We start from the raw sequence: 26177 nt of genomic DNA, 5'->3' as shown, positions 1-26177 counted from the left end.
ATGGCCAAGCTGCGCGTAGGACTGATCGGGCTGGGCATGATGGGCCGCCACCACGCCCGGGTCATCCGTGAAGTAGAGGGTGTGGACTTAGTGGCCGTCGCTGATGCTTTTGGCGACCCCCACTCCGTTGCCGGGGGATTGCCAGTCCTTGGCAGTGTCCAGGAGCTCATCGCCACCGGGCTCGACATGGCGGTAGTAGCTGTCCCCACGGGCATGCATGAGGACGTTGGCTTGGCTCTGGCCGAGGCGGGAGTCCACACGCTCGTGGAGAAGCCCATCGCGGCCAGCGTTCCAGCCGGACAGCGCCTGGTCGAGGCCTTTGCGGCCAAAGGCCTGGTCGGCGCCGTGGGCCATATTGAACGGTTCAACCCTGCCTTGCAGTCGCTGCGCCTGCGCCTTGCGAACGGCGAATTGGGTGAGGTCTACCAAATTGCCACCAGGCGTCAGGGCCCCTTCCCAGCCCGCATTGCCGACGTCGGCGTAGTCAAGGACCTTGGCACCCACGACATTGACCTGACCGCGTGGCTGGCCCAGAGCCACTTTGAATCAGTCTTTGCCCAGACCTCCACCCGCAGTGGGCGACAGTACGAGGATATGGTGGCTGCCACCGGCACGCTGGACAACGGAGTGATCACTAACCACCTGGTCAACTGGCTGTCCCCGATGAAGGAACGCCTGGTTGTGGTGACAGGGGAAAAGGGTGCCTTTGTCGCGGACACGGTCACCGCGGACCTCACTTTTTACGAAAACGGCACCGTTGCCACCGAGTGGGACTCCATCGGGGCGTTTCGTGGTGTTTCAGAAGGCAACGTCACCCGCCTTGCCATTGCCAAACCGGAGCCGTTGCGCACGGAGCATGAGGCGTTCCGCGACGCCGTTCTGGGCCTTCGCAGTGATGTGGTCACCATGGCTGAAGGACAGGAAACATTACGTGTTGCCGAGGCTGTACTGGAGTCAGCACTGACAGGTCAATCCGTGAGGATCCATGCCTGATGGAACAAAAGAAACCGCTAAGAGTCATTGTCACCACCCGGCTGTTCGCCCCGGAAGTCGGAGCAGCAGCCTTCCGGTTGAAAGCACTCGTTGACGGGCTAGTTGAACAGGGTGCCGATGTTAAGGTCATCACCACCAAGCTTCCCGCCGGTTCCCCGGGGTTGGAAACTTCCTACGAGCTCAGCCGCTGGCCGGTACTGCGGGATTCAGGCGGCTACGTCCGCGGTTACATCCAATACCTCAGCTTCGACATTCCAGCGTTCTTTCGCTTGTTGGCAACACGAGCCGATGTAGTCGTTTCAGAACCACCCCCCACCACAGGCATTGTGGTGGCACTGTCATCACTGCTGCGCCGCCGACCCTATGTGTACTATGCCGCGGACATCTGGAGCGAAGCCATGTCCGCCATGGCCGTGCCCGGAATCGTCAAGAGCGTCATGGGCGCTGTTGAAGGCTTCGTGCTGCGCCGGGCAGCTACTGTCCTAGCCGTTTCTGAGCCTGTGGCCGGTAAGGTTGCCAAGTTCAGGGTCCCCGCAAATCTCATCACGGTGGTGGGCAACGGTGTTGATACCACTATTTTCAGGCCCGACGGCGAAAGTACCCAAGCGCGAAACCCCTACTTTGTCTATACCGGGACCATGAGCGAGTGGCAGGGGGCAGCCATTTTCATTGAGGCCTTGCAGGCTGTCCGGGAAGAATTTCCCACCACCGAGATCCGGTTCTTTGGCCAGGGTACCGATGAAGACCACCTCAAGGAACTCGCGGCTTCCCTGGTCCCGGGTGCCGTCCATTTCGGCGGCGTCGTATCGCCCGCAGAGGCAGCCACCTGGATTCGGGGAGCCGTTGGGGCCCTGGTCAGCATCAAGCCGGATCAAGGCTACGACTTTGCCAAGCCGACCAAGATCTATGCGGCGGCCGCATGCGGCACCCCGGTGGTATTTGCCGGCCAAGGCGATGGCGCCGCACTCGTTTCCGAAAACGGCCTTGGTGTTGCCGCTCGCTACACAACGGACGCTGTTGCAACCGCGATGAGGACACTTCTAAGTGGCCCGGACACTGGGGGAGCCCAAAGGGTTGATTGGGCGCTGGAGAACGCCTCGCTACAAGCCTCCGGACGGTTGGCGGCCCGCGAAGTTCTGCGTACGGGCGGAATGACGCCGTCCTCGTGAAAGCGAACAACAGTGGGAGGATTGCCAGCTGGCGCAGGAGTGAGTTTCTGCGCCATATTCTCACGCTCCTGACAGGGACGGTGGCGGCCCAGCTGCTGATGCTGGCGCTGACACCGGTGTTGTCACGCCTCTATACCCCCGAGGCCTATGGGCTGTTCTCGTTGTATTCTTCCCTGGTGGCTACGGTGGCGGTAGTCGCGGCACTTCGGTATGACATGGCCATTATGCTGCCCAAGCGCGACGCTGATGCCAAAGTACTTAAAAAGGGAGTCACCCGGCTGATTCTCGCCTTTAGCGTTGCGGCAACCCTGGTGTGTGGCCTTGCTTCGCCAATGATCGCCCAGGCCATGGGAAAACCTGAACTGGCTCCGTGGTTGTGGCTTGTAGGCCTGAGCATCTTCACGCTGGGTGAAATTTCGGCATTGACGTACTGGCTCAATCGCCGCAGCGACTACAAGGCCATCGGCATCAACCGGGTGTTGCAAAGTGGTGGCACGGCCCTAGCTCAACTTGGTTTTGCACTCGGGAAATTCGGGGGCGTGGGCGGACTCATCGGCGGCACCCTGGTGGGCCAGACCGCCGCGCTTTTGACCCTCCGGCACAAGGGCAAGGATGTCCGCCGTGGGCTGGAAGAATCACAGGAGAGCATTCCCGGACTGTTCAACCGCTACCGCCGCATGCCCTTACTGAACGGTCCCAACGCCCTCGTTGACGCCGTTCGCACTAATGGCATCAACCTGATCATCGGCGTTGTTTACTCCGGGGCTTTGTTGGGGCAGTTCTACATGGCCTGGAAGCTCCTGGAGATCCCACTGGGCCTGATCAACGGCGCCCTCGCCCAGGTATTCTTCCAGCGTTTGGCTGTCATGGGGCGAGGAACCATGTTCGCCTTCGCGAAGTCCACCGTGTACCGCTCGGCCGTCCTCGGAATCATTCCTTTCGCACTGATCTATTGGTTGTCACCATGGGCGTTCCCTGTGGTCCTGGGTGCGCAATGGGCCGACGCCGGACTTATCGCCCGCGCACTGGTGCCATGGCTGTTCATGAGCCTGATTACGTCACCGATTTCCACGATTTTTGTTGTCACCGAAACCCAGCACCTCATGCTGGCCCACGCCGTGGTCTACACAGCGGTGCCGCTGTCGCTGTTGTTTTTCCTCAAGGGCGATATTGTGGCCAACCTGACGGTGGTGTCCTGGGCCATGGCCGCAATCCTGATTGCCTTCACCGTGATGGCGTTGTGGGTGGGGCACCGCTTTGACCACGGCGTCGATCCGAAGGTAGCAGTGTTGGAAAACTAGCCCACGGAACGCCCCGCAACCATTTCTCACCATTCCGGCGCACCCAGCGCGGCACCGTTTCCCAGAAAGCACCTTGCCATGGCCCGCATGATCTATCACGTACCTTACCCGCTGAACCCGCAAGCCAAAACGGGCAGCGGACTGCGCCCGATGCGCATGCTTGAAGCGTTCAAGAACATCGGTTACGACGTTGAATTGGTCGCTGGGGAATCAAGGGAACGCAGCGCCCTCATCAAGGAACTACGGAAACGTATCGCGGCAGGCGAGAAGTTCGATTTCTTGTATTCGGAGAGCCACACCATGCCGACGGCTCTTACCGATGCCGACCACCTGCCCCGGCATCCATTCATGGACGTCATGTTCCTGCGATTCGCCCGTAGGAACGGCATCAAGGTGGGACTGTTTTATCGAGACGTATACTGGCGTTTTCCCGAGTACAAGAGCCGCCTGAATCCGTTACTCCACACGGCGACTAGGGCCTTGTACAACCTGGATTTACTAGCTTACAAGTCCGCTGTGGACACGCTGTACCTACCATCTTTGGGGATGGGGAAATTTGTTCCGCACGTTCCAGCCAGCCGCCACAAGGCCCTGCCGCCTGGCGGTGAAATCAGCCATCTACCGTCGCCTAACCATGACGGCATCCGCTTGTTCTACGTTGGGGGGCTGGGCGGGTACTACAACATGCATGGCTGCGTTCAGGCAGTTGCGGCATCAAAGAATGCATGGTTGACCATTTGCACCCGTGAGGAGGAATGGGAGCAAAATCGGCAGGGATACGCGGAACTGATGAACGAGCGGATCCAGGTCGTTCACAAAAATGGGGCCGATCTGTTGCCTTACTACGAGCAGGCAGACATTTGCATGCTCTTCATCGAGCCCAGCATTTACCGGTCTTTTGCCGCCCCCATCAAATTCGCCGAGTACATTGGATTTGGCAAGCCGGTGATCGTCAATGAGGGAACCAATGTTGGGCAGTTCGTGGCCGATCACGGTAATGGGTGGGTGGTGCCGTTTGAGCCGGACAGGCTGACGGCGTTGCTTGATGAGCTGGCCGATCACCCCGGGCGAGTGGATGCCGTGACAGAGACAGCGCTTGCCCTTCGAGAGGACAATACGTGGGAGGCACGGGCCCGCCAAGTGGTGGCAGAGCTTTCATCAGCCTCTTACCAAGGCTGAGTCGAACGCTTTCACAAGTATTTAATGGAAAGAGTGCCAAGGATGCAACGAGAGTCCAAGCCGCAGCCCAGACTGGGACTGCTGCTAGGCGCCATCGCCGCCGTCGCCTTTTCAACCAGGTTGCTTCCACTGCTTGTTTCGGGCACGCTGGGCGGGTTTAGGGGATACGACGACGGTGTTCACTATGCCTCGGCGGTGCACCTGATAGCGGGATCTCTGCCATACCGTGACTTCGTTTTCGTTCACCCGCCCGGCATCGCCTTGCTGCTGGCACCATTTGCGCTCCTTGGCCATCTGGTTTCCGACACGGCCGGTATTTCGGCGGCCAGGATCGTGTTTGTCTTGGTCGGAACACTCAACGCAGTACTGGTCGGTGTTTTACTAAAGAAGTGGGGATACCCGGCGGTTATTGCGGGGTCCGGGCTATATGCGCTCTGGTCTGTGGCGACCATCGCTGAGCGCTCCATCATGCTCTCGCCCCTGCTGAATGCGTGTGTCTTGGCGGCCTTGCTGGCACTGAGGAGTGGGGGCCGCATTGTCCCGCGCCGGGCAGTCACTCTGGCGGCTGTGTTTTTGGGTCTGGCACTGTGTTTCAAGCTGTGGGCGGTGCTGCCGATTGGTGTCATTGGTGTCATGGTTGCCGTGCGATTTGGCCCACGGCTCCTGCTGCGTTTCACCGTTGTGGGGGCTCTGGTTTGCACAGTGATTATGGGGCCGTTTTTTGTCATGGCTCCCGGGGCCATGTTTACCGATGTGATTCTGGCGCAGCTGGTGCGCACGGATGGTGCCAGCCGAGGATTGATGTACCGCCTCAGGGATTTCGTAGGCGCTGACGCCCCGGCTGCTCTCATCTTCACCATCGCAGCACTAGGGGTATTGTGCATCGTGACCACCATCTATGCAGGGGCGGCCAGGCGCCGTCGCCTGCGTGATTGGGGGGATGAGGTGTGGTGGGCTTTTCTGGCCATCGTGATTTCCGTTGCATTGCTGACCTCGGACAGCTTCTTTGACCACTATCCTAATTTTGTGGCACCCCAGCTGGCACTCTGCCTCGGTGTTGCGGTGGGTTCCGGTGTGGCTTTGTGCGCTCGTAGGGAGCAGGAGCGGCGCCAGCTGTCCCGCAGGAGGGTAACGGTACCCGTGGCTGCCGCCGTCGCGGGTGCGGTGCTATTGGCCCCCGTGGGCGTCCGCGGCTTTGTCTTGGAACCGCAGCCTCTGCCGCACGTCAGCGATGCGGCCATGGCGGCCGCCGCCGCGCCCTACGCCTGTGTCTTCACCGCTTACTCGTACATGGGAGTAGTGAGCGATTCCCTGTCTCGGTCAATGCAGCACGGCTGCGGATCGATAGTGGACGTCTTTGGCATGCGCCTGGTGCAGGAGTTGCCGGCCGATGTTTTTGGAGCCGTGTTGCCTTCGCTGTCGGCGGCCGATCTGCAAGTCAGCCAGCTCAAGATTGCCCAAGCAGCAGCTGTCCAGGAACCCTATCTGTACTACGGGATGTCGGCGGCAGCCATTACGGAACTCACCTCAAACTTCGTGCTGTCTAGCAGCTCCGGGACCTTTCAGATCTGGGTCAGAAAGTAGCGAATCCGGAGGGCTTGGCACGGAAGGCTTGCTTGCGCCGTCGTCCCCAGACTCCCAAGGCTTGGCGGCGTCGTCCAAGGCAATACGCCTGGACAACGTGGTGATGGTCTTCTCAAGTTGCCGGAACCGATGGTTGGTGGTGGCCATGGTGACAAGGAACGCCACGATGAGGGCGTAGAGGACTAGGTCAGTTCCGCGGCCAATGCCCAAGAACCGGGCCAGCCTTGTCAAGGCAAAAGGGAAGAAAACCGAGAACGTTGCAACGCAGGCGAATAGCACCAGCAGCAGTCGGCGAATGGCCAAATACCGGGCGTTGGAGCCGCCGCGCATGAGCGCGAGGGAGCCGACTATCACGGCCAGAACGAGTGCTATTTGGACAATGATCTGCATGGTTTTACCTAAAGAGGAGATCCGTGAGGATATTGACGGAATTGAGCAATGACTGCCCCTTGGCCTTGGAGTAGTCGGTGTAAATGATCTTTACCGGGTGCTCAACCCAGCGTGGTTGGATCTCCGAGAGTTGGCGAACCAACTCGGATGCGTGAGCCATACGGTTTTGGGTGAGATTGATTCTTGCCGCAGTGGCCGCATTGAAGGCCCTTAGCCCGTTGTGCGCGTCGGTAAGTGCCATTCCTGTTGCCCAGCGTGACTGGGTTGCGGCCACCCGCAGCACAAATCGTTTGAGAGGGGAGACCTTGGTTCGGTGATCCAGGAATCGTGAGCCCAAGACCACCTCGGCTTCTCCCGACTGGATGCGCGCCACCATCGCCTTGGCATCTGTCACCAGGTGCTGTCCATCGGCGTCGAAGGTGACAATTTCCGTGGTTGCAGGGTCGCGCAGGGCAAAGTGAAGCCCCGTTTGTAGTGCAGCGCCCTGGCCCAGATTGACGGGATGCTCGACCACTGCGGCCCCTGCTGCCCGTGCAATTGCCGGGGAGCCGTCATTGCTGCCGTCATCAATGCAAACCACATGATTGAATTCGCACAGGAGTTCTCTAACGACGTCTCCGACTACCGATGCCTCGTTGTACATCGGGACAACGACCCAAGTGCGACTCACGGATTCAGTATCGCATGGAAATATTTGAGGGCACACAGGCTGTGGCTCACAGACGGTTTGCTGACTGCGGGCCAAAAGTGGCAAGGAGCGCCGCAACAGAGCGTTCGGCCGCATGGCCGTCGCCGTAAGGCGCCGCGTCAGTAGATTCCGGCGCTGGGCGGTGGACTGTGGCGGCAAGCTGATGCAGGTTCTCGCTGACGAGTACATTCCAGCCCAGATCTACGGTTTCAACCCACTCGGTCTCCGGCCGAATAGTGGTGCAAGGCACCCGCAGCAGGAACGCTTCTTTTTGCAGGCCCCCAGAGTCCGTGATCACCCCGGCGGAGTTCATCGCGGCGTTGATGAGCTCTGGGTAGGCCAATGGAGAACTCAGGACGATGCTGCCCTGTTCTAGTGAAATCCCGTGCTTCTCTGCCAGGTTACGCAGGCGCGGGTGGGCCAGCAGCAGAACCGGTTTGTCCAGGCTTGCCAGTTCGCCAATGATGGCCGCCAGGCGAACCGGACCGTCAGTGTTGTCTGGGCGATGGATCGTAGCAATGTAGTAGCCTCCGGGAACTAGCCCATCGGGCAGTACAGCGCCAGTCTCATTCAGGGACTCCCTGACTGTGAACAGGACATCGGTCATGACATCCCCGACCAGGATTGAGCGGGCGGCAAGGCCCTCGGTGGCCAGGTGCCCCATAGCCACTTGGGTTGGGGCAAGGAGCAGGTCTGCGCTGTGGTCAGTCAAAACCCGGTTGTGTTCCTCTGGCATGCGGCGGTTGAAAGAGCGAAGTCCTGCTTCCAAGTGAGCCACCGGGACATGTAATTTGGTGGCGGCAAGGGCGGCGGCCAAGGTGGAATTTGTGTCCCCGTAGACCAAGACGCAATCGGGTGCGGTGCTTTCGATGATCTCCTCCACGCCGGCAAGCATGGCGCCTGTTTGGGCGCCATGCTTGCCCGAGCCCACGCCCAAGTTGAAATCGGGTGCGGGAATGTCCAGGTCGCGGAAGAAGACCTCGCTCATGATCTCGTCATAGTGCTGGCCTGTGTGGGCGATCAGGTGTTCCGCCCGGCCGCGCATGGCGTGCGCGATGGGGGCAAGTTTCACAAACTGGGGGCGGGCGCCGACAACACTGAGGATTCGCATGGTGCAAGCTTAGAGGGTACCCCCCGTGCGGCACGCCGTGAAACCCGCGTGGCTACCGGCAGCCATCAATCCTGTAAAGTTTGGCCGCCCCTTGCTGGTCAAGCAGGGTGAGCCCGGCCGTGTTGGCCAAAGCCTCCGAACTTGGGATGGGTAGGCCCATATCGATGATCTGCTTGTTTCCAAAGTCCAGGACATAGAACGCATTCAACTTTCGAACGGCATTGCACACCTCAGGATTGGTAGGCAACTCTTGCAGATTTCCCAGCAGCGTGATCACTCCGGGACTAGCGGGAGAAGTTAGAGTTGGCAAGATTACATTCCTATTAGCGAGCGCATATACGAGAGAGGCCCCGGTTGCGGGGTTCACAATGACGGTCGCGCCATCCGGGATCTTTGAGTCGGCTCGCGCCAGGAGTGCCGCTTTGTCCGGGGACAGTAGTGGGGAATCTGGCGTTACTGCGTAGTCACGGATCGTTTTGTCCTGGATGAACCCGATTGAGGTGTTTTGGCCAGCAATGCCAATTGTCAGGGTAATGAGAATTCCTGCTGTGGACACGGTCCGACGAAGGAGCTTGGACGATTCGAGTGGTCGTGGAAGAAACGACGCCAGCCGGTCAAGAAGCCACACGCCCCCAACTGCCGTCAGCGGTAGAGCAATCACAGGCAGCATAGCTGCCAGCCGTTTGCTGTCGTTGAAGAAAACGCCTGTAAGTGCGTCCCGAAACGGTCCGGCAGGAAAACCAGATACGACGACAAAGAGGGTAACTCCCACCAAGTAGGGCCCCAAAAGCCACAACCGTTTCAGTTGGGTGCAAATCGCAACGAAGCCGATGGCCGTTAGGACAACCAGCACCGAAGACAAGGGAATTTCAGCAGGAGAATTTGTCAGGGCATCTTGTACTGCCGCTGAAATCGACTGGTTAGGGGGCCAAGTCGATCCGGCACGGCTGGGCCTAAACCGTTTCCAAGCGAGAACCAGCAGTGTCAGGTAGAGCCCAACTACCAACAGTGCGAAGGTAGCGTGCAGCCAGTAAGTTCTACATCTGCCCCTGCCAGTAAGAAGACGCATCAACCAATAAAGCAGCATCGGGACAACGAAGGCGCCCAGGGCCATCAGGCTATTTGGGTGTGCCAGTGCCAGTCCCGGCGCACCCAGGGCGAGCAATAGGCCGCCCTTCAAGACACCCGGTGACGGCGGCATTGACAGCCCGAGCACGTCCGCAGCCAAGGCAATGAACGCCGGAAGCAAGGCGATTCCCAAGAAGTTGGGGTAGAGCACACCGAAATCGACCAGCAAATACGGGAAGGCGCCAAAACTGCCAGCCAGAATTCCGGTCATCAGCAGGACTGCAGGGCGTATTCCCGCCACCCTCGTGGCGAGGTACATTCCCGAGATGGTCCAGACCAGCGCGCCAATGACGATATTGACGACGTTGACGGCAACAGGAATGGGGACATTGCTGACTTGCACCACCAAGGCAACAACATCGTGCCACGCAGCCGGATAAAACTGCTGGGGCCCGCTAGTCGATAAGCTACCGATCGCCAGGGAAGACCCATTGCCAGAGTCAAGAATGAAACGTATGGCACTCAGGTGAAACACATTGTCAAAGGTCTGGGAAATGTTCCCCGGACCCACGAACATTCGCATGAATCGGACGGTGATGACAGTGGCGCCAAATGCCAGACCGGCAAACGTTCCGAGGAATACGGCCTTGGAGGGGCGCCCCCACCGAGACGGTGGCGTCTCGGGACGGCCGGCTGAAAGAGTGCGGCGCAGGCCCCAGACAAGTGCCGTCGCGCAGAGGGTGAATCCTGCCAAAAAAACGGGGGTCCAGCGGAGTTGGAGAGTGTGGGAGGCCAGTGCCCCCACACCAACAAGGGAAACAGACAGCGGCGCCGCCGTCGCCAGCCAAGCCATGCCCCGGGCGCCGGCTGCCCTGGCCAATATGGCGCCCGGAATGAACAGGATGCAGGCGGAGGCAAAGAGTGCAGGAATCGCCTGGAACCATGTCATGGGGTCTCGTATTCTCGTCAGCGCAGGTGCCCGATGTGACTCCGTTGGTGATGGTAGTCAGGCACAGTCTAGCGGCCGGTGATTTTCGGCTCCTAGTCCTCGGCAGTGGCCGGAGTGAAGAGCTGACAGTGGCTATTCCACCTGTCGGTAAGGAATTCATCGGCGTAGGCGCCGAGCAGATTTCCGCCACTGCGTGTGAACTTGAATAGCTCCCCGGAGTCCATTCCGGTGGCAAACCAGTTGAACCCCATGGGGTGATTCTGGACAGCCTTGGCGGAAATGGTGCGCTCCGCTAGCTCCAGCAAGCCGACGCGACGCAACACGCTCTTTACGGCGTTGCGTTTGCCCGCGGAAATATTAGTGGGGGCAAAGGTGTCAAGTGCCTGGCCCGTTGCCGCAGCATACCTGCGGTTGACATACCCCTGGTACCAATCGCGGTTTCGCGTGACGCTATGGTGGAGGTCGCCCCAGGCTAGGTACACTTCACGGTCCAGCATGGGTAGGGCCCAGTCGTAGCCGAAGTACTCGTAGTTGCGCAGCGAGTTATTGATGTATTTGGTCTGGCGTTCACGGACATTCCAATACTCCAGTGCCGTCAAACGCGAGACCACGGAGTCGTCGTAGCCAATGTCGCCCAAAAATTCATCGATCGTGGCGTGGAGCCTGGTGTTGTTCGTGGCATGGCTGTTGTCGGGCTGCAGGACGTAGTGCTGGCGCAGAATCAAGTCCTTGATCTGTTCCGGGGAAACACTTTCTGCCTCGAGAATTCCCTCGTCATGCATGTTGCCCACAATGGTGTGGCCGGGCAGGAAGATCGCGTTGTCTTCAATCAGACCCTCCTGTTTAAGCCAGCGAACGGCATACCAGTCCTGGATGTGGGGGAGTGAGGCGCTCGCATGCGTGAACTTGATAAAATCCGCAGTATCGGGAGCATCCCAGGCCTCCCTGATGGCATCTTCCTCATAGTCGCAGAAAAGCCATTTCTGCCCCAGAGCCGCGGCTACGGACTCGCTGATGAGCACCTCGCGGGTCTTCCCCACCCCGTAGGTGAAAGTGACGACGTTTTGGTAGCCGACCTCCTTGAGATAGAGGCAAAGTAAGCGTGAGTCCAGACCGCCGCTGAGCGGGACAACCAGCTGGCGGCCATTGGATTGTTCCAGAAAACGTGCCATTGACGCGTTGAAGGCCTCGGTGAAGTGTGCATCCACAGCATCAGCGCCCGAAATGTCCAGACCCGAGTAGTGGATCCTGCGGTACACCTTGGAGGTGATGCCGCCGTCGGAGGTAATGGTGACTGCTTCCCCCGCCTGGACCTGCTTGACACCGGCGTAGAGAGTGTTGTTGCCTGCCACGTAGGCGGCATGACGGAATTCTATGCGGGAGTCGAAGTCCGCCACATAGTCTTCGGCGAAGCCTGCCAGGGCCAGGGCGTCATCGGAGACCGTTACGTCCGTGCCCACCACCGAGTAGAACAAGGGGAAGCTGCGAATGGGGTCCTCCACCAGCACCATCTCAGTAGGTCCCATGAGGATGGCGGCGTAGTGCCCCGTGGTGGTACGCAACGCGGCAGTATCGAGCATGCCATCGCTTAAAGCCCCCAAAAGTTGCTCATCGCAGTGCCTGTCACCAACAACCCAGAGAGTCACGGCGGCATCGACGGTGTGGGCGCGCCACTGCGTGCGGGTTAGGAGTGGGGAAGCGAAAGGCATACACATATTCTCTCACTGCTGACCAGCCAGCCGGTCCATTCCGGGCGTGTGCGGAGACGTAGAATGTCAGTGACCAGCGCCGACAATCAAGGGCTCAATTGATATGCACATTCTCTTCGTACCCTCCTGGTATCCGGGCGATCCAACCGACTTCTCTGGCAGTTTTTTTATTGAGCAGGCTGCCGCGATCGTGCAGGCAGACCATCAGGTGGGAGTGATAGCGGTCAAGGGTATCCCCGTGTATGCGCGTGCTCAACGGCGGTCCCGTCAGGCCGGGATTCGCCACACCGTTGAATCGGGAATCGAAACGTACCGCCTAGACCGAGTCCTGCCGTTTCCCAAGGTGCCGGGTGGAAATCAACGCGTCATGTTGTCGGCCTGGAGAACACTGCTCAATCGCTACATCGCCGAAAACGGCCGCCCAGATGTCCTGCATGCCCATGCCATGTTCCCCGGCGGGGTGATTACGCATGCGTTGAGTGATGAATTCAAGATTCCGTTTATCGTCACCGAACATCGTCCCTCGTCCTTGGAACGCCTGGCCGAACGGTGGAACGGAGTTCATGGACGCCGGGCGGCGGTGGCTGCGTCGTCCCTGGTCGCCGTCGCACGAGACTTTGCCCCCGACCTCAATGAGGCCTATGCCATTGGTGAGGACAAGTGGCAGTACGTTCCGGGCCTGTTGAGCCCGCAGTTTCAGGATATTCAGACCCGCCAGGTGCCGACGGGTCCCTTCACCTTCGGTCACGTCTCTCATCTGGACCCGGGGAAGCGCGTTGATGTGCTTATTGCCGCGTTTGCCGACCAGTTTGCAGACGCCCAGGACGTGCGTCTGCGAATTGCCGGTGGTGGCGCCCACAAGGATGAATTGGCGGCGCTTGCCGCGCAGCTGGGAATTGGCGACAAGGTTGACTTTGTCGGGGCAGTGCCGCGGTCCAGAATCGTTGAAGAGTTCGGGGCCTCGCACGTTTTTGTCCTTCCCAGCGTGGCCGAGGCGTTTGGAACCGTCCTGTGGGAAGCGATGGCGTGTGGCCTGCCGCTGATCGCGACCAAAACCTGGGCGGGAAGGAACGCGATCACACCAGAGAACGGTTTACTAGTGGGTATCGACAACCGCGACGAACTTGGCGCGGCGATGGTGTCAGCCAAGGAGTCTTTTGACAGCTTTGACGCCGCGGCCATCCGGGCCATTTGCCTCACCCATTGCGGCCGGGGAACTTTCGTTGCACAGTACGAGGAGCTGTACGCCAAAGCAATTGCCGGCTAGTTGTGGAAATGGTGCCCGCATCAGCCGCCGTTGTCCACAAATAGTTCTTTTCCTTCGTTTTTGCTCTGGTGCCCTCGGTTTCAGACGACTAGGCTCCTCAGAACAGGGTCAAGGGTAGAACCGCAATGAGGCGGAGACATGATGGACGCACTCGCATTGGTCGAGGATGAGGTTCGCGAACTCATCCGACGCAAGGGCTTGGATCCCATGCGCCAAGGCCATGAAGTGCGCCACCTGGTGGATGCGGCCGTCAACGACTATGACGAACGATCGCTGGTTGGCGCCGTACCGCCTCTTCTGCACACCGGGGACGCCAAGCAATATGTGTACGACGCCGTCGCGGGGTTTGGCGCCTTGCAGCCACTTCTGGATGATCCCAGTATTGAAGAAATTTGGCTCAACGCGCCGGATCAAATATTCATCGCACGCAATGGTGAATCCGAGCTGACGAACCTGACCTTCAGTCAACAGCAGGTGCAGGACCTGGTGGAGCGTATGCTCAAAAATTCCGGGCGCCGCCTGGACCTTAGCAACCCCTTTGTTGACGCTGCCCTGCCAGATGGCTCGCGACTTCATGTTGTCATTCCCGATATCACCAAGGCGTTCTGGGCCGTGAACATTCGAAAGTTCACGGCCAGAGCCAGCCGGTTGGACCATCTGGTGGAACTGGGATCGCTGACACCGCAGGCCGCCAGGTTCCTTGGTGCCGCCGTCAGTAGCGGGCTGAACATCCTGGTCTCCGGGGCAACCCAGGCAGGCAAGACCACCCTGCTGAATTGCCTGGCGGCAGGCATCGGATCCCGTGAACGGGTAGTAACCGTGGAGGAAATCTTCGAGCTCCAGTTGCCGCTGCGGGATGTTGTGGGGTTGCAATGCCGCCAACCGAACCTCGAAGGTGTTGGGGAAATTCCGTTGCGCCGCCTCGTCAAGGAGGCCCTGCGGATGCGCCCTGACAGGCTGATTGTCGGGGAAGTTCGTGAAGCCGAAAGCCTTGACATGCTTATAGCTCTCAATAGTGGGCTACCGGGTATGGCGTCCGTTCATGCCAACTCTGCGCACGACGCCGTCGTGAAGATTTGTACCCTGCCGCTGCTGGCAGGGGAAAACATTTCGGCTGCCTTTGTGGTGCCAACTGTAGCCGCTTGCATCGACCTGGTGGTGCACTGCGTCCGGCTCCCGAACGGCCAGCGCCGGGTGGGACAAATCCTGGCCTTGGGACGGCGCGTGGAAAATGGCATCATCGAATCCGGGCTGGTTTTTGACACAGTCGACGGCCATTTGACTGCCTCCCAGACGGCCATGCCCTCGCCGGAAAAGTTTGTCGCTGCGGGCTACAATCTTGCAAAGCTCATGGGTGAGCCCTAATGTCGGCCGTGGCGGGGCTGCTGGGCGGGCTGGGATTGTTCCTGGTCTGGACTGCCTGCTGGCAACGGGGAGAATCGACCCCGCCACCGGTCAGGCGTAGCAAGGTCACGGAGTTGTTGGTGCAAGCCGGTGTTGCGCAGGTAACCCCGGCGTCATTGATGTTTAGTACAGCCTGTCTGGCCGTGATATCGGCTCTGGTTCTCTGGCTGCTTACTGGCGCCGTGCCCATTGCCTTGTGCCTTGGGCTGTTTATTGGCTACTTTCCGTTTGCCTTGTTGCGTTGGCGGGCACGACGCCGGGCCTCCGTGCTGCGGGAGCTGTGGCCGGACGTTGTGGATCACTTGCGCTCGGCGATTCGGGCAGGGCTGTCGCTTCCCGAGGCCTTGATTCAGCTTGGTGTCAAGGGCCCCGCCGAGCTCCGCGAGGCATTCGTCATCTTTGGGGCAGACTACAGGGCCACCGGACGATTTGAAGCGGCGTTGGAGGATCTCAAGGCCAGATTGGCCGACCCGGTTTCGGACAGAATCATTGAGGCGTTGCGCCTGACCCGTGACGTGGGCGGCAGCGACCTGGGACGTCTGCTGGGGACGCTGTCTGAGTTCCTGCGGGACCATGCCCGAACCCGCAGCGAACTTGAGGCACGTCAATCGTGGACTGTTAACGCTGCGCGGCTGGCTGTGGCCGCGCCATGGATAGTGCTGATGCTGATGTCCACCCGGCCTGAAGCGATTCAGGCCTACAACTCCGCCGCGGGCTGGTTGGTACTGGGTGGCGGGCTGCTGGTGTCTGTGGTCTGCTACAGGCTGATGCTGCGCCTGGGTGCGTTGCCGCAGGAACAACGGGTCCTGCGATGAATCTACATCTGGCGGCAGTCCTCGGCGCAGGGTTGGGCCTGGGTCTTGGGCTCTGGATTGTCTTTGTCCGCTTGCCTGCCATGCGAAAACCTAGCTTTGCACAAAGGGTGGAGCCCCAACTGCGCAGCCATGCCGGCAGATCCAGGCTGCTGGCCGCTGAGGAGAACCGCGCATTGTTCGGGCCATTAGAGAGAATCTTTGCCTTGCTACTCTCCGATGTGGTCGCCCGGCTTGGGCGCTTCAATATCAGTGTCAAGGGGCTAACCGCCCGCCTAGAACAGGCTGGACGCACGGAATCTGCACTGGAATTCAGGGCCGTTCAATTGATGTGGGCAGGTGCGGGCATGCTACTGGGACTGGCAGCTTCGCTGATGCTTATCTGGTCAGGACAGGCCAGCGTTATGGCCGGGCTGGCCCTGACGCTGGGATTGATGTTGGGCGCATATTTGCTCTATGACTATCTCCTTGGCGCACGCATCAAACGCCGGCAGGCCCGGATACTCTCGGAGTTCCCAGCGCTCGCCGAACTCATGGCCCTAGCCGTTGGTGCCGGCGAAAGCGCCAGCAGCGCCTTGGAACGGGTCGCCCGGGCGTCCCAGGGGGAACTTTCGCGAGAGTTCAGCCAGATCCTCGCCCAAACACGGACCGGAATACCGCTGGTTGAGGCGCTCACCAACTTCTCCGAACGTTTAAACGTCCCAGCACTGACCCGCTTCGTGGACGGCATCAGTGTGGCAATCAACAGGGGGACACCGCTGGCCGACGTCCTGCGGGCACAGGCCCAGGATGTTCGCGATGTGGCCAAAAGGGATCTGATGGAGATGGCCGGGCGCAAGGAGATTGCCATGATGGTGCCCCTCGTTTTCGGAGTGTTGCCGCTCACCGTCGTATTCGCAATCTTTCCGGGCCTGGCACTGCTGCAGTTTGGCATGTAGTGCGCGCCGACGACTTTGCATCATCATCAACAAAGCACCAACACCGAAAGGGGAATTATTATGGGGACGTTAAAGAGTGTTCCGGACCTGGCCATGACACTGGCGATCTCAGCACTGCAGGTTCTTGGCCTGTGGATGCGGCGGGTGATCTGCTGGTTGCGGTCTCTCCGGTTGCGTCCACAAACGCAACGCAGCAGGGCAGATGTGCCCGGCTGGGTTCTCATCACCTTAATGAGTGCGATCCTGGTGGCGGGTCTGCTGGCCATAGCCGGACCGGCCCTGGAGAAGATGTTCACCGATGCCATGAACCAGGTCAAACCCGGAACGTGAGATGTGGCAAGGACGCCAGAAAAACAGGTGGACACCCCGAAAGTGGTGCCGCAGTGGTGGACTTTGTTCTCGTTTCAGCACTCGTAGCCATCATGTTCCTCGCTTTGGTCCAACTCGCCCTAGTGCTGCATGTACGCAACACAGTGGCCGACGCGGCCTCCTCGGCAGCCAGATACGGCGCCTTGGCAGACAGGACGGCCCAAGACGCCCAGGAGCGGGCTACCTTTCTGATCGAGTCGGCTTTAGGCGGAGCCTACGGACAAGACGTTTCGGCTACCGTGACTGAGGCCGATGGCATTGCCATCTTGACCGTCACGGTCATCGCACCCTTGCCACTGATAGGTCTCCTCGGACCCGGCGAGTCGTTGCAGATGAGTGGACATGCGATCATTCCGCGATAACAGCGCACAGGGTGCCAGCAATGCGGCCTCCACATCTGCGGGGGAGTCCGGAACAGAGCAGGGGAGCGCCGTCGTGGAATTCGTCTTCCTGGCTGTGCTGCTGATGGTGCCCGTCGCCTACCTCATCCTCACCGTGGGCGCGCTACAGGGCGGCGCCTACGCAGTTGTGGGAGCTGCCGACCAAGCGGCAAAGACCTATGTCCTGCAGGCCGACGAAGGCGCAGCCCTGCAGGCGGCCACCCAGGCCGTGAACCTGGCAGTCACCGACATGGGATTTGACGCCGCCAACTCAACGCTCATCATTAGCTGCGACGGAGGCTGTCTCACACCTGGCGTCACGGTCACCGCTCACGTTCGCCTGAGAGTGGAACTGCCACTAGTCACCGGCATCCCCGGCGTCGATTTGTCGGCCGCCACCGTGGAATCAGCAGCCACACAAAAAGTTGGACGCTTCAAATGATCAAACGCCGGCCACCCGAAAAAGAACGGCAGGAAGATGGCCACATCATGATCCTGCTGATCGGCTTTGTGCTTCTGGCGCTGTTGCTGACCACTGTCGTGGCAGCGGCCTCCAGCCTCTACTTGGGCCACAAGAGGCTCCTGTCGTTGGCTGATGGTGCGGCGCTCGCAGCCGCTGACACTTTTGTGCTCAACGGCGGCTCTACCAGCACAGCCCCGGGCACCTTGCTCACCGATCACGGTGTCACCTCTGCGGCGGTCGCCTACCTTGCAGAGGTTGAAACCCCGAAGTCGCTCGACGGCGTGCAGCTCACGGAGGGAACAGGGGCCGCCGACGGGCGCACCGCCCAAGTTACCCTGACCGGCGTCGTGCATCCGATCTTTATCAATTTCCTGATCCCGGAGGGCATCACCATCACCGTTACGGGCACCGCCCGCGCCCAATTGGTGCTCTGACATCACTACACGGAATGCAAAAACGAGCCTGGCAGAGCACGCCCGCCCATGGCGTACGCTTGAATATCATGGCTGAGACCGACTTTCCCGCAGAGATCCGGGCGCTGCGCGCCACCTACAAGTCCATTGAGCAGGTGTCCGAGGTGGACAAGCTCCTGGAGGACATCGAAGACCTGTCCGACCAGGCGGGTTCGCCCAACCTGTGGGACGATCCCGCCGCGGCACAAAAAGTGACGTCCCGGCTCAGCTACGCCCAGTCCAAGTTGGAAAAGCTGCGCAACCTGGAATCGCGGATCGACGATCTGGAAGTTCTGGTCGAACTGGCCCAGGACGAAGGCGACGCCGACTCACTCGCGGATGCCCATGCGGAGCTCGCCAGTTTGCAAAAGTCCCTGAAGGACCTGGAAATCGTTACGCTGCTGGCTGGCGAATACGACGAACGGGAAGCCGTCGTGACTATCCGCTCCGGCGCAGGAGGCGTCGATGCAGCCGACTTCGCCGAAATGCTCCTGCGCATGTACTTGCGTTGGGCCGAACGCCACGGTTACCCCACGGCGGTCCTTGACACCTCCTATGCTGAAGAGGCAGGGCTAAAGTCGGCTACATTCGAGGTCAAAGCACCCTACGCCTTTGGCACCCTCAGCGTCGAGGCGGGCACGCACCGTCTGGTCCGCATCAGCCCCTTTGACAATCAGGGCCGACGCCAAACCTCCTTTGCCGCCGTCGAGGTCATACCGCTGATCGAGTCAACGGACAGCATCGAGATCCCCGACAATGAGATCCGGGTGGACGTTTTCCGATCCTCCGGCCCCGGCGGACAGTCCGTGAACACCACAGACTCAGCCGTGCGCCTGACCCACATCCCCACAGGCACCGTCGTGTCAATGCAAAACGAAAAGTCACAGATCCAAAACCGGGCCGCAGCCATGCGAGTGCTCCAGTCGAGGCTGCTTTTGCTGAAGAAAGCCGAAGAGGACGCCACCAAGAAGGCCATGGCCGGTGACGTCAAGGCGTCCTGGGGTGACCAAATGCGCTCCTACGTCCTCAACCCCTACCAGATGGTCAAGGATTTGCGCACCGAGCACGAGGTTGGCAACACTTCGGCCGTGCTGGACGGCGAAATCGACGACTTTATCGACGCCGGCATCCGCTGGCGCGCCGACAACCGCAACGCCGCGAAGTAGCTAGGGAAAGAACGCACTGCCCGGCAATCCCGTGCCCGACACACCGGCAAGGATCAAGAAAAGCCACAGTTTGCTGCCTATAGTCGTAGGGCTGGTGGTTTCTTCCCCCAAACCAAAGCCCAGTCACCGGCATGCCAGCAACGTTCGCTGGAAGGGCAACGAAAAGTCATGATTCGTTTTGAAAATGTGAGCATAGCTTACGACCGTATGAGAAAACCGGCCCTCAACGACGTCTCGCTGGAAGTTGACCGTGGCGAGTTCGTATTCTTGGTGGGGTCCTCCGGCTCCGGCAAGTCAACGTTCTTGCGCCTGGTGTTGCGCGAGATCAAGACCGAACACGGCCAGGTTCATGTGGCCGGGCAAAACGTGGCCAACGTGCCCAGCTGGCGGGTGCCCAAATTCCGCCGCGGCATTGGCGTGGTTTTCCAGGATTTCCGTCTGATCAACTCCAAGACCGTGTTTGCCAACGTCGCCTACGCGATGCAGGTCCTTGGCAAGAGCCGGGCCGCCATCCGTCTGGAAGTTCCCCGGGTCCTTGAATTGGTGGGCCTGGAAGGCAAGGAACGGCGCCTGCCCACAGAGCTCTCCGGTGGTGAGCAGCAGCGCGTGGCCATTGCCCGCGCCATCGTCAACCAGCCGGACATCCTGCTGGCCGATGAGCCCACAGGAAACCTTGATCCCGTCACTAGTGCCGGCATCATGGCCATTCTGGACAAGATTAACCAAAACGGCACCACCGTGGTCATGGCTACCCACGACGATGACATTGTGAACTCCATGCGCAAGCGCGTTATTGAACTGCGCCATGGCGAGGTCATTCGCGACGAAGCCCGCGCCCAGTACACCTCCGCGATTCCCATAGTTCCAGCGGCCGGTGCGGCACCAGCAGTTCAGGTCTCGGGCGACGACGCCGAGCCCCAGACCCGCAGGCAGCGCACGGTCAGCGCCGCCAACGCGGCAGCGCCTGCCGAAGATGCCATGCCGCCGCGACTTGAACGCAACCGGGACCGAGTGTTCCCCGAAACCACAGCAGCAACAACGAATGAGGGCCAACTGTGAGACTTGCTTTCATCATGAGCGAGTTGGGGAGCGGCCTGCGCCGCAACCTGACAATGGTCATCTCCGTCATTTTGGTGACGTTTGTGTCACTGACATTTGTTGGCGCCGCAGGCGTGTTGCAAATGCAGATCGGACAGCTCAAGGGATTCTGGTACGACAAGGTTCAGGTCACCATCTACCTGTGCACCGATGTCCCCAGCAACACCAACTGTGTGAGCGGGCCCGTCACGGACGAACAAAAAAACAACATCCAGGAGCTGCTGGGATCGGCAGCCGTCAAACCTTATGTTGAAAAGTGGACGTTCGAGACCCAAGAAGAGGCACTGACCCACTTCAAGGAACAGTTCGCCAGTTCCCCCATGGCCGACTCGGTCGAGGCCGGCAATCTGCCGTCGTCGTTCCGCATCAAGCTCACGGACCCGGAAAAATACCAGATCATCAATGAGACCTTCGCCGCAACACCCGGGGTCGACTCAGTGGTGGACCAGCGCAAGGTGCTGGAGCCACTGTTCTCCATGATGAACATTGCCACCTGGGTCGCGGTGTTCGTCGCGGGGCTGATGATTCTCTGCGCAGCGCTGTTGATTGCCACCACCATCAGACTTTCGGCCCAATCCAGGGACAAAGAGATTGGGATCATGCGCTTGGTGGGCGCCTCCAAGACGGTGATCCAACTGCCGTTCGTCCTAGAAGGCGTCATTGCAGCCACGATCGGTGCGGTACTGGCCTCGGGTGCCGTATGGGCCATGGTCACCTTCTTCATGAACGGATACCTCGCGCAGGGCAATTCCGGGATGCCTATGATTTCCCCCAGTGACGCACTAAAGATCTACCCTGTCCTGATTTTGATTGGCGTGGTGCTGGCCGGTATTTCCTCGGCGGTATCCCTTCGCAAGAACCTGAAAGTTTAGGAACTAAGGAATCATGCAATCCACTTCAGAGAGCTCACGTGCACGCGAAGAAATCATCACGGGCAACTTAGTGCGCACGAAACGACGCTGGCATGCGGGGATCGCCACGGCGTTGATGGCCGTGACAGTTGCGGGGATGCTGGGCATGGTTGTCCCGGCCCAGGCAGATGAGCTCCACGACAAAGCGGCGGCCTTGGAGCAGCAAGCCAAGGCTGTTGAAGATTCGCTTGAATTTGTTGATGCCGGCATCGCTAAGTCGGCCGCGGACCTGGTCCGCTTCCAGGGCCAGCTTCCCGGCGCACAGGCCGCATTGGCGGATGCCCAAACAAAGGTTGGCGCGGCCACGGCAAAGGTGGACTCTTTGGCAGCCCGCATTGAACTTGCCCAGGTAAGCAAGGACAAGATCACCAGCCAGATTGCCGCCGATACCAAAAAGGCGAGCGAAACCAAAAGCATGATTGGCCAGATCGCCGCCCAGTCCTACAAGGGCGGCGGTATTTCGCCCAATCTCTCCCTGATTCTGGGTATCGGTTCACCGGGCGATCTTGCCAATTCGATCGACATGGCAGAGCAAGCTTTACGCAGCCAAAATGCGGCCTTGGAGCAGCTGACCTCGCAAAAGGCCACCAACCAAAACGCTCAGGCGCGGTTGGTCGCAGTTGAGGCCGAGATCAAGGACTTGAAGACTCAAGCTGACGCGGCCCTGGCTGCTGAACAAAGCGCCCGTGACCAGGCAGCAGCCCAGAAGGCCACGGTTGATAAGCTGATTGGCGATTCCGCCACCCTTAATGCCCAGCTTGAGGCGCAGAAGCCGCAAATCCAGGCGAAGATGGCGGCCGTGCAGCAACAGCAAAACAATGTTGCAGCGGAGATTGCCGAACAGCAGCGCCGGGAACTTGCTGCCGCTGCTGCCGAAGCCGAACGCGTCGCCCGTGAGCAGGCAGCTAGTGGTGGAGGGGGAGGGGCGCCCTACGTCCCGCCAGCCATCGGCAGCCCCTCGGCATTCGGCCTACAGCACCCATTTGCGGCCAACATTCCGATCACTTCGCCTTTTGCCAAGAACCGTCCGGTGCCCCCGGGAACTGCAGACTTCAACGGCACCGGCTACTACGACCACACGGGCATCGACTTTGGTGCCCCCTGTGGGACGCCGATCTATGCGCCAGCTGATGGCACTGTCACCCTCGCCGGGCAAACCAACGTGGTCACCGGCGGCGGAAATGTCCTGTGGATCAGCCACGGTGTTATCCAAGGTAATGCTCTTACCACCGTCTTTTATCACAACAGCTCTGTTCTGGTCAGTGCCGGACAGCGCGTCACCCGCGGACAGCTGGTTGCCTACTCGGGCAACACGGGTAACTCCACCGGGTGCCACGCCCACTTTGAAACCTGGCTTAACGGGGTTCCAGTGGATCCCATGCGCCTGCTCTAAATAGAGGCAACGGACACCGGAACAGCAACTTGTTCCGGTGTCCGGCGTTTAAGCCGCAGGACTGGGAATGGCCCGCATGCCTGTCCCGCGGTTGCTAGACTGAATCTTCCAGACATGCGCTGGCATCACATCATCCACGAAGGAGTCCGCAGTGCCTAAGGAAAGTGGCCTTAAAGTAGTGGCCACCAATCGCAAGGCCCGGCATGATTACCACATCATGGATACCTACGAGGCCGGTCTGGTGCTGATGGGCACAGAGGTGAAGTCGCTGCGCGAGGGCAGGGCCTCGCTGGTGGACGGCTTTGCCACGTTCTACAACGACGAACTCTGGCTCGAGGCCGTCTACATTCCCGAGTACCTCAACGGCAGCTGGACCAACCATACGGCTCGACGCCGTCGCAAGCTTTTGCTCCACCGTGATGAACTGGAGAAGATTGCGCATAAGACCCGTGAATCTGGGTTCACCATTGTGCCGCTGCAGCTGTACTTCAAGGACAGCCGGGCCAAGGTGGAAATCGCCATCGCCAAGGGCAAAAAGGACTACGACAAGCGTCAGACGCTGCGGGAAAAGCAGGATAACCGTGAAGCGCTGCGTGTCATGCGAGAGAAAAACCGCGGATAGCCTCCGATGCCAACGCTGAGTGTTTTTCTTGGAACCTGGAGCCACGACCCGTGGGCGCTGGGCTTCTTGCTTGTTGCCGGCGGACTCTACACCTGGGGCCTGGTCCGGGCATCCCGGGCGGGAGTCCGTTGGCAGCTCTGGCGCATCGTAGCCTTCTACGTTCTGGGGTTGGGTAGCTACGCGGCCATCAGTTTCGGTTTTCTGGGCACTTACTCTCCCGAGTTGCGCTGGGCGTTCTCCATCCGGATTGCTTTGCTTCTATTTGTGGTTCCGGCTGGATTGGCGCTGGGCCTGCCCCTGGGGCTGGCCAGGGTAGCGATGCGCCAAGGCCGCCTGCGCACCATTTTGGCCGCTGTTGCCCGCAAACCTGTGCAGGTGTTCTCCAACAGCGCCGTGGCGCCCATTCTTGGGCTGTTGGTGCTGTCCATGATGTTGACACCGCTGGCCGGGATCACCCGCATGAGCCCGTTGTGGGAAGGCGTGCTGGGCGTGGCAATTCCGCTCCTGGGGCTGCTGATGGTGCTGCCCATGGTGGAAGAGAAGACCCGGGTTAGCACCGCATTGATCATGGTCCAGTTTGTGTTTGCCTTCATCGAGTTGCTGGCCGATGCTATTCCGGGCTTGTTGATGCGGCTGAGCCCCACAATTTTCGACGGCGCCACCTTCCTGGGCGGCGCTCGGCCAGCCTGGTTCCCCAGTGCACTGGCCGACCAGCAGCTCGCCGGGGACTGGCTGTGGTTCATTGCCGAGATTATGGACCTGCCCATCCTGATCTTGCTGTTTGTTCGACTGGCCAAATCTGACAAGGGTGAGCGCAAGATCCTTGACGAGCTCACCGATGAGCAGATGGACGAGCTCAATGCAGCCCACCTCAATCAGCGAGGATAGGCGGGCGAAGTGGCGCTGAGACGCAAGCATTGGTGGATCCTTGGTGGGGCTACTGTGGTCCTCCTCGCCCTGATCGCCGTGCTGGTCACCGGATCCATCTCACAGCGGACCACGACGGCCGCCAGCTCTTCAAGCAGCGTGAGTTCGTCATCTTCGCCGGCCAACCCAAGCACGACGGCGCCGCAGCCCAGCAGTGCAAGCCCGGCTCCGACGTCGAGCCCCACCGCACCACCCAATCCGGGCAAGGATCTAGCGGCCCAAAAGCTGGCAGCCATGTCGTTGGAGCAACGGGTGGGGCAAATCTTGATGGTCTCCTCACCGGTCACGGGGGCAGACGCAAACTCGCTCTACGCCCTCGACACCCTCTACGTGGGCAACGTGTTCATGAAGGGACGCAGCACGGCCGGGGTCGCCGGAATTGCCGAGCAGGTGCAGGCCATCACGGGACACATTTCGGGGGACCGGACCCAAGGCGCGCGCCCGTTTGTCGCTACGGACCAGGAGGGTGGTTTCGTGCAGATCATGCGCGGACCTGGCTTCGATGACATGCCCCAAGCTATCGAACAGGGCCAGTTGGCCCCTGAGTCGCTACAAGCCGACGCCACACGTTGGGGTCAGCAACTTGCCTCCGTGGGCGTCAACGTAAACCTTGCGCCCGTGATGGACACCGTGCCGAGCGCCGAGTTTGCCCCTCAGAACGCGCCGATTGGTGCGTTTGGCCGCGAGTACGGCTACGCGCCCGCAGACGTCTCCAGCCATGGCCTGGCGTTTGCACGCGGGATGCTGGCTGCTGGCGTCGCCCCCACCGTCAAACACTTTCCCGGCCTAGGCAGGGTCACCCTGAACACCGACGTGTCCGCCGGGGTCACCGACGACATCACAGTACGTAACGACGCGTACCTCCAGCCATTCCACGATGCCGTGAATGCCGGGGTGCCGTGGCTGATGATGTCCAACGCCTACTACCCCAAGATTGATCCAACTAACCTGGCCCCGTTCTCCTCCGTGATCGTCCACGACATGGTCCGGGGTGACCTTGGCTTCTCCGGCATCATTGTCAGCGACGACATCTGCGACGCCGTCCAGGTTTCCGGCGTAGCCGTTGACCAGAGAGGTGTTGACTTCATCGCTGCCGGGGGCACCATGGCCCTGTGTACCAACCAGGCCTTGCTGCCGCAGATGTATCAGGGGATGGTTGCCGCGGCGCAGGCAGATCCTGCATTCGCCGCGCAGGTCGATTCCGCGGCCTTGCTAGTCCTGGAAGCGAAGGCTGCCAGGGGGCTGCTGAACTAGGGAATATTCTGGCCCGCACATGCGCTAGCATGGATAGTCACGAGCAGTTCTTTTGGGAGCCGTCCGTGGTTTGATAAATCAATAGGGGATGATCGGTTTCGACGGTGTTTGTTGAGACAGGTGAAGCGGGTCGAGGATACAGGGTTAACTCGTAAACGATCTCTGTAAAACAATAAGTGCTGAATCAAATCGCACTGACTTCGCTCTTGCTGCCTAAGCAGTAAGACAGTCCGTCAGCCCGGGAATGCTCTCGTCCCGGATACTGGCGTCATTTAGAGGGCCACTGCTCTAAGTTCTTGTTGTAGGCACTTAGGGGACTCTTATACAACTGGGCCTGGCAGCTACTTGTTTGCGAGATAGCTGGGGCCGAGAAAAACCGACGCAAACTGCACCCGGAGAAGCCCTGATGACGCAACATCGGACGGGAGTTCAATTCTCCCCATCTCCACATCCCTATTGGGGACCCGTTCCACGCCTCACGGCGCGGGGCGGGTCCTTTTTTCGTTTCGTTATGCGCCATGCCCGGTGTGAGCGTGGCGCCTGACACTGTTATGCGCCACGTCCAGCGTGGCCGGGGCGC

25 protein-coding genes and 1 other RNA gene are annotated in these 26177 nt (G+C 60.0%); 21 read left to right on the top strand and 5 right to left on the bottom strand.

The annotated features are described in order from the left end of the window. The 5 genes from CXQ94_RS10025 (at position 1) to CXQ94_RS10005 (ending at position 6226) form a co-directional block, all read left to right on the top strand. The gene (locus CXQ94_RS10025; protein WP_104089421.1) at positions 1–993 is read left to right on the top strand and encodes a Gfo/Idh/MocA family protein; all 993 of its coding nucleotides are present in this window, start codon (positions 1–3) and stop codon (positions 991–993) included. Then, entirely contained in the window at positions 993–2162 is a 1170-nt protein-coding gene (locus CXQ94_RS10020; RefSeq protein ID WP_104089418.1) for a glycosyltransferase family 4 protein, read from the top strand. Before CXQ94_RS10025 ends, CXQ94_RS10020 begins: the two co-directional genes overlap by 1 nt. After that, positions 2159–3463: a lipopolysaccharide biosynthesis protein gene (locus CXQ94_RS10015; RefSeq protein ID WP_104089416.1), complete on the top strand. Its 1305-nt coding sequence runs from the start codon at positions 2159–2161 to the stop codon at positions 3461–3463. The genes CXQ94_RS10020 and CXQ94_RS10015 overlap by 4 nt, the downstream gene beginning before the upstream one ends. 87 nt (positions 3464–3550) lie before the next feature. Further along, a complete protein-coding gene (locus CXQ94_RS10010) occupies positions 3551–4642 on the top strand; it encodes a glycosyltransferase (protein WP_104089946.1) in 1092 nt (363 codons plus the stop codon). A gap of 42 nt (positions 4643–4684) precedes the next feature. Next, positions 4685–6226 carry a hypothetical protein gene (locus CXQ94_RS10005; protein ID WP_104089413.1) on the top strand — a complete coding sequence of 514 codons (1542 nt, stop codon included), beginning with the start codon at positions 4685–4687 and terminating at the stop codon, positions 6224–6226. On the opposite strand, the gene CXQ94_RS10000 is transcribed toward CXQ94_RS10005, so the two are convergent. The 5 genes from CXQ94_RS10000 to CXQ94_RS09980 form a co-directional block, all read right to left on the bottom strand. After that, complete coding sequence (locus tag CXQ94_RS10000; protein ID WP_104089410.1) at positions 6170–6616, bottom strand: DUF2304 domain-containing protein; 447 nt, start codon at positions 6614–6616, stop codon at positions 6170–6172. The two genes, CXQ94_RS10005 and CXQ94_RS10000, sit on opposite strands and share 57 nt — an antisense overlap. Before the next feature lie 4 nt (positions 6617–6620). Further along, positions 6621–7286, bottom strand: coding sequence for a glycosyltransferase family 2 protein (locus CXQ94_RS09995; RefSeq protein WP_258066957.1), 666 nt, complete (start codon positions 7284–7286; stop codon positions 6621–6623). A 46-nt stretch (positions 7287–7332) separates the two neighbouring features. After that, a complete protein-coding gene (gene wecB / locus CXQ94_RS09990) occupies positions 7333–8415 on the bottom strand; it encodes a non-hydrolyzing UDP-N-acetylglucosamine 2-epimerase (protein WP_104089404.1) in 1083 nt (360 codons plus the stop codon). Between the two features lie 52 nt (positions 8416–8467). Then, positions 8468–10432, bottom strand: a complete 1965-nt coding sequence (locus CXQ94_RS09985; RefSeq protein ID WP_104089401.1) for a DUF6541 family protein — start codon at positions 10430–10432, stop codon at positions 8468–8470. 92 nt (positions 10433–10524) lie between these two features. Next, positions 10525–12141, bottom strand: a complete 1617-nt coding sequence (locus CXQ94_RS09980) for an asparagine synthase-related protein (RefSeq protein ID WP_104089394.1) — start codon at positions 12139–12141, stop codon at positions 10525–10527. A gap of 103 nt (positions 12142–12244) precedes the next feature. Here CXQ94_RS09980 and CXQ94_RS09975 point away from each other — a divergent pair, with 103 nt between their 5' ends. The 16 genes from CXQ94_RS09975 (at position 12245) to ssrA (ending at position 26048) form a co-directional block, all read left to right on the top strand. Next, the gene (locus tag CXQ94_RS09975) at positions 12245–13408 is read left to right on the top strand and encodes a glycosyltransferase (RefSeq protein WP_104089392.1); all 1164 of its coding nucleotides are present in this window, start codon (positions 12245–12247) and stop codon (positions 13406–13408) included. A 141-nt stretch (positions 13409–13549) separates the two neighbouring features. Further along, complete coding sequence (locus CXQ94_RS09970) at positions 13550–14773, top strand: CpaF family protein (RefSeq protein ID WP_104089944.1); 1224 nt, start codon at positions 13550–13552, stop codon at positions 14771–14773. After that, positions 14773–15627 carry a type II secretion system F family protein gene (locus tag CXQ94_RS09965; RefSeq protein ID WP_104089389.1) on the top strand — a complete coding sequence of 285 codons (855 nt, stop codon included), beginning with the start codon at positions 14773–14775 and terminating at the stop codon, positions 15625–15627. Before CXQ94_RS09970 ends, CXQ94_RS09965 begins: the two co-directional genes overlap by 1 nt. After that, complete coding sequence (locus CXQ94_RS09960) at positions 15624–16562, top strand: type II secretion system F family protein (RefSeq protein WP_104089386.1); 939 nt, start codon at positions 15624–15626, stop codon at positions 16560–16562. The genes CXQ94_RS09965 and CXQ94_RS09960 overlap by 4 nt, the downstream gene beginning before the upstream one ends. 135 nt (positions 16563–16697) lie before the next feature. Beyond that, complete coding sequence (locus CXQ94_RS09955; RefSeq protein WP_258067015.1) at positions 16698–16892, top strand: hypothetical protein; 195 nt, start codon at positions 16698–16700, stop codon at positions 16890–16892. After that, the gene (locus tag CXQ94_RS09950; RefSeq protein ID WP_258066955.1) at positions 16889–17293 is read left to right on the top strand and encodes a TadE/TadG family type IV pilus assembly protein; all 405 of its coding nucleotides are present in this window, start codon (positions 16889–16891) and stop codon (positions 17291–17293) included. The genes CXQ94_RS09955 and CXQ94_RS09950 overlap by 4 nt, the downstream gene beginning before the upstream one ends. Continuing rightward, entirely contained in the window at positions 17274–17753 is a 480-nt protein-coding gene (locus tag CXQ94_RS09945) for a hypothetical protein (protein ID WP_258066954.1), read from the top strand. Before CXQ94_RS09950 ends, CXQ94_RS09945 begins: the two co-directional genes overlap by 20 nt. Then, positions 17750–18208, top strand: a complete 459-nt coding sequence (locus tag CXQ94_RS09940; protein ID WP_258066952.1) for a pilus assembly protein TadG-related protein — start codon at positions 17750–17752, stop codon at positions 18206–18208. The genes CXQ94_RS09945 and CXQ94_RS09940 overlap by 4 nt, the downstream gene beginning before the upstream one ends. 68 nt (positions 18209–18276) lie before the next feature. Continuing rightward, complete coding sequence (prfB, locus tag CXQ94_RS09935) at positions 18277–19392, top strand: peptide chain release factor 2 (RefSeq protein WP_104089381.1); 1116 nt, start codon at positions 18277–18279, stop codon at positions 19390–19392. A 168-nt stretch (positions 19393–19560) separates the two neighbouring features. Next, on the top strand, positions 19561–20451 hold the full coding sequence (ftsE, locus tag CXQ94_RS09930) for a cell division ATP-binding protein FtsE (RefSeq protein ID WP_104089378.1): 891 nt from the start codon (positions 19561–19563) through the stop codon (positions 20449–20451). Continuing rightward, complete coding sequence (gene ftsX, locus CXQ94_RS09925; RefSeq protein WP_104089375.1) at positions 20448–21362, top strand: permease-like cell division protein FtsX; 915 nt, start codon at positions 20448–20450, stop codon at positions 21360–21362. The genes ftsE and ftsX overlap by 4 nt, the downstream gene beginning before the upstream one ends. A 13-nt stretch (positions 21363–21375) precedes the next feature. Continuing rightward, the gene (locus CXQ94_RS09920) at positions 21376–22794 is read left to right on the top strand and encodes a M23 family metallopeptidase (protein WP_104089372.1); all 1419 of its coding nucleotides are present in this window, start codon (positions 21376–21378) and stop codon (positions 22792–22794) included. Between the two features lie 151 nt (positions 22795–22945). Further along, positions 22946–23416 carry an SsrA-binding protein SmpB gene (smpB, locus tag CXQ94_RS09915; RefSeq protein ID WP_104089369.1) on the top strand — a complete coding sequence of 157 codons (471 nt, stop codon included), beginning with the start codon at positions 22946–22948 and terminating at the stop codon, positions 23414–23416. Between the two features lie 6 nt (positions 23417–23422). Further along, positions 23423–24304 carry a cytochrome c oxidase assembly protein gene (locus CXQ94_RS09910; RefSeq protein ID WP_104089366.1) on the top strand — a complete coding sequence of 294 codons (882 nt, stop codon included), beginning with the start codon at positions 23423–23425 and terminating at the stop codon, positions 24302–24304. A 9-nt stretch (positions 24305–24313) separates the two neighbouring features. Further along, the gene (locus CXQ94_RS09900) at positions 24314–25597 is read left to right on the top strand and encodes a glycoside hydrolase family 3 N-terminal domain-containing protein (RefSeq protein ID WP_258066950.1); all 1284 of its coding nucleotides are present in this window, start codon (positions 24314–24316) and stop codon (positions 25595–25597) included. An 84-nt stretch (positions 25598–25681) separates the two neighbouring features. Further along, positions 25682–26048, top strand: a transfer-messenger RNA (tmRNA) gene (gene ssrA, locus CXQ94_RS09895). Positions 26049–26177: the final 129 nt, after the last annotated feature.

This window comes from Arthrobacter sp. GMC3 (assembly GCF_002929305.1).
Classification (GTDB): domain Bacteria; phylum Actinomycetota; class Actinomycetes; order Actinomycetales; family Micrococcaceae; genus Specibacter.
This window is presented reverse-complemented; position numbering and strand designations above follow the sequence as displayed.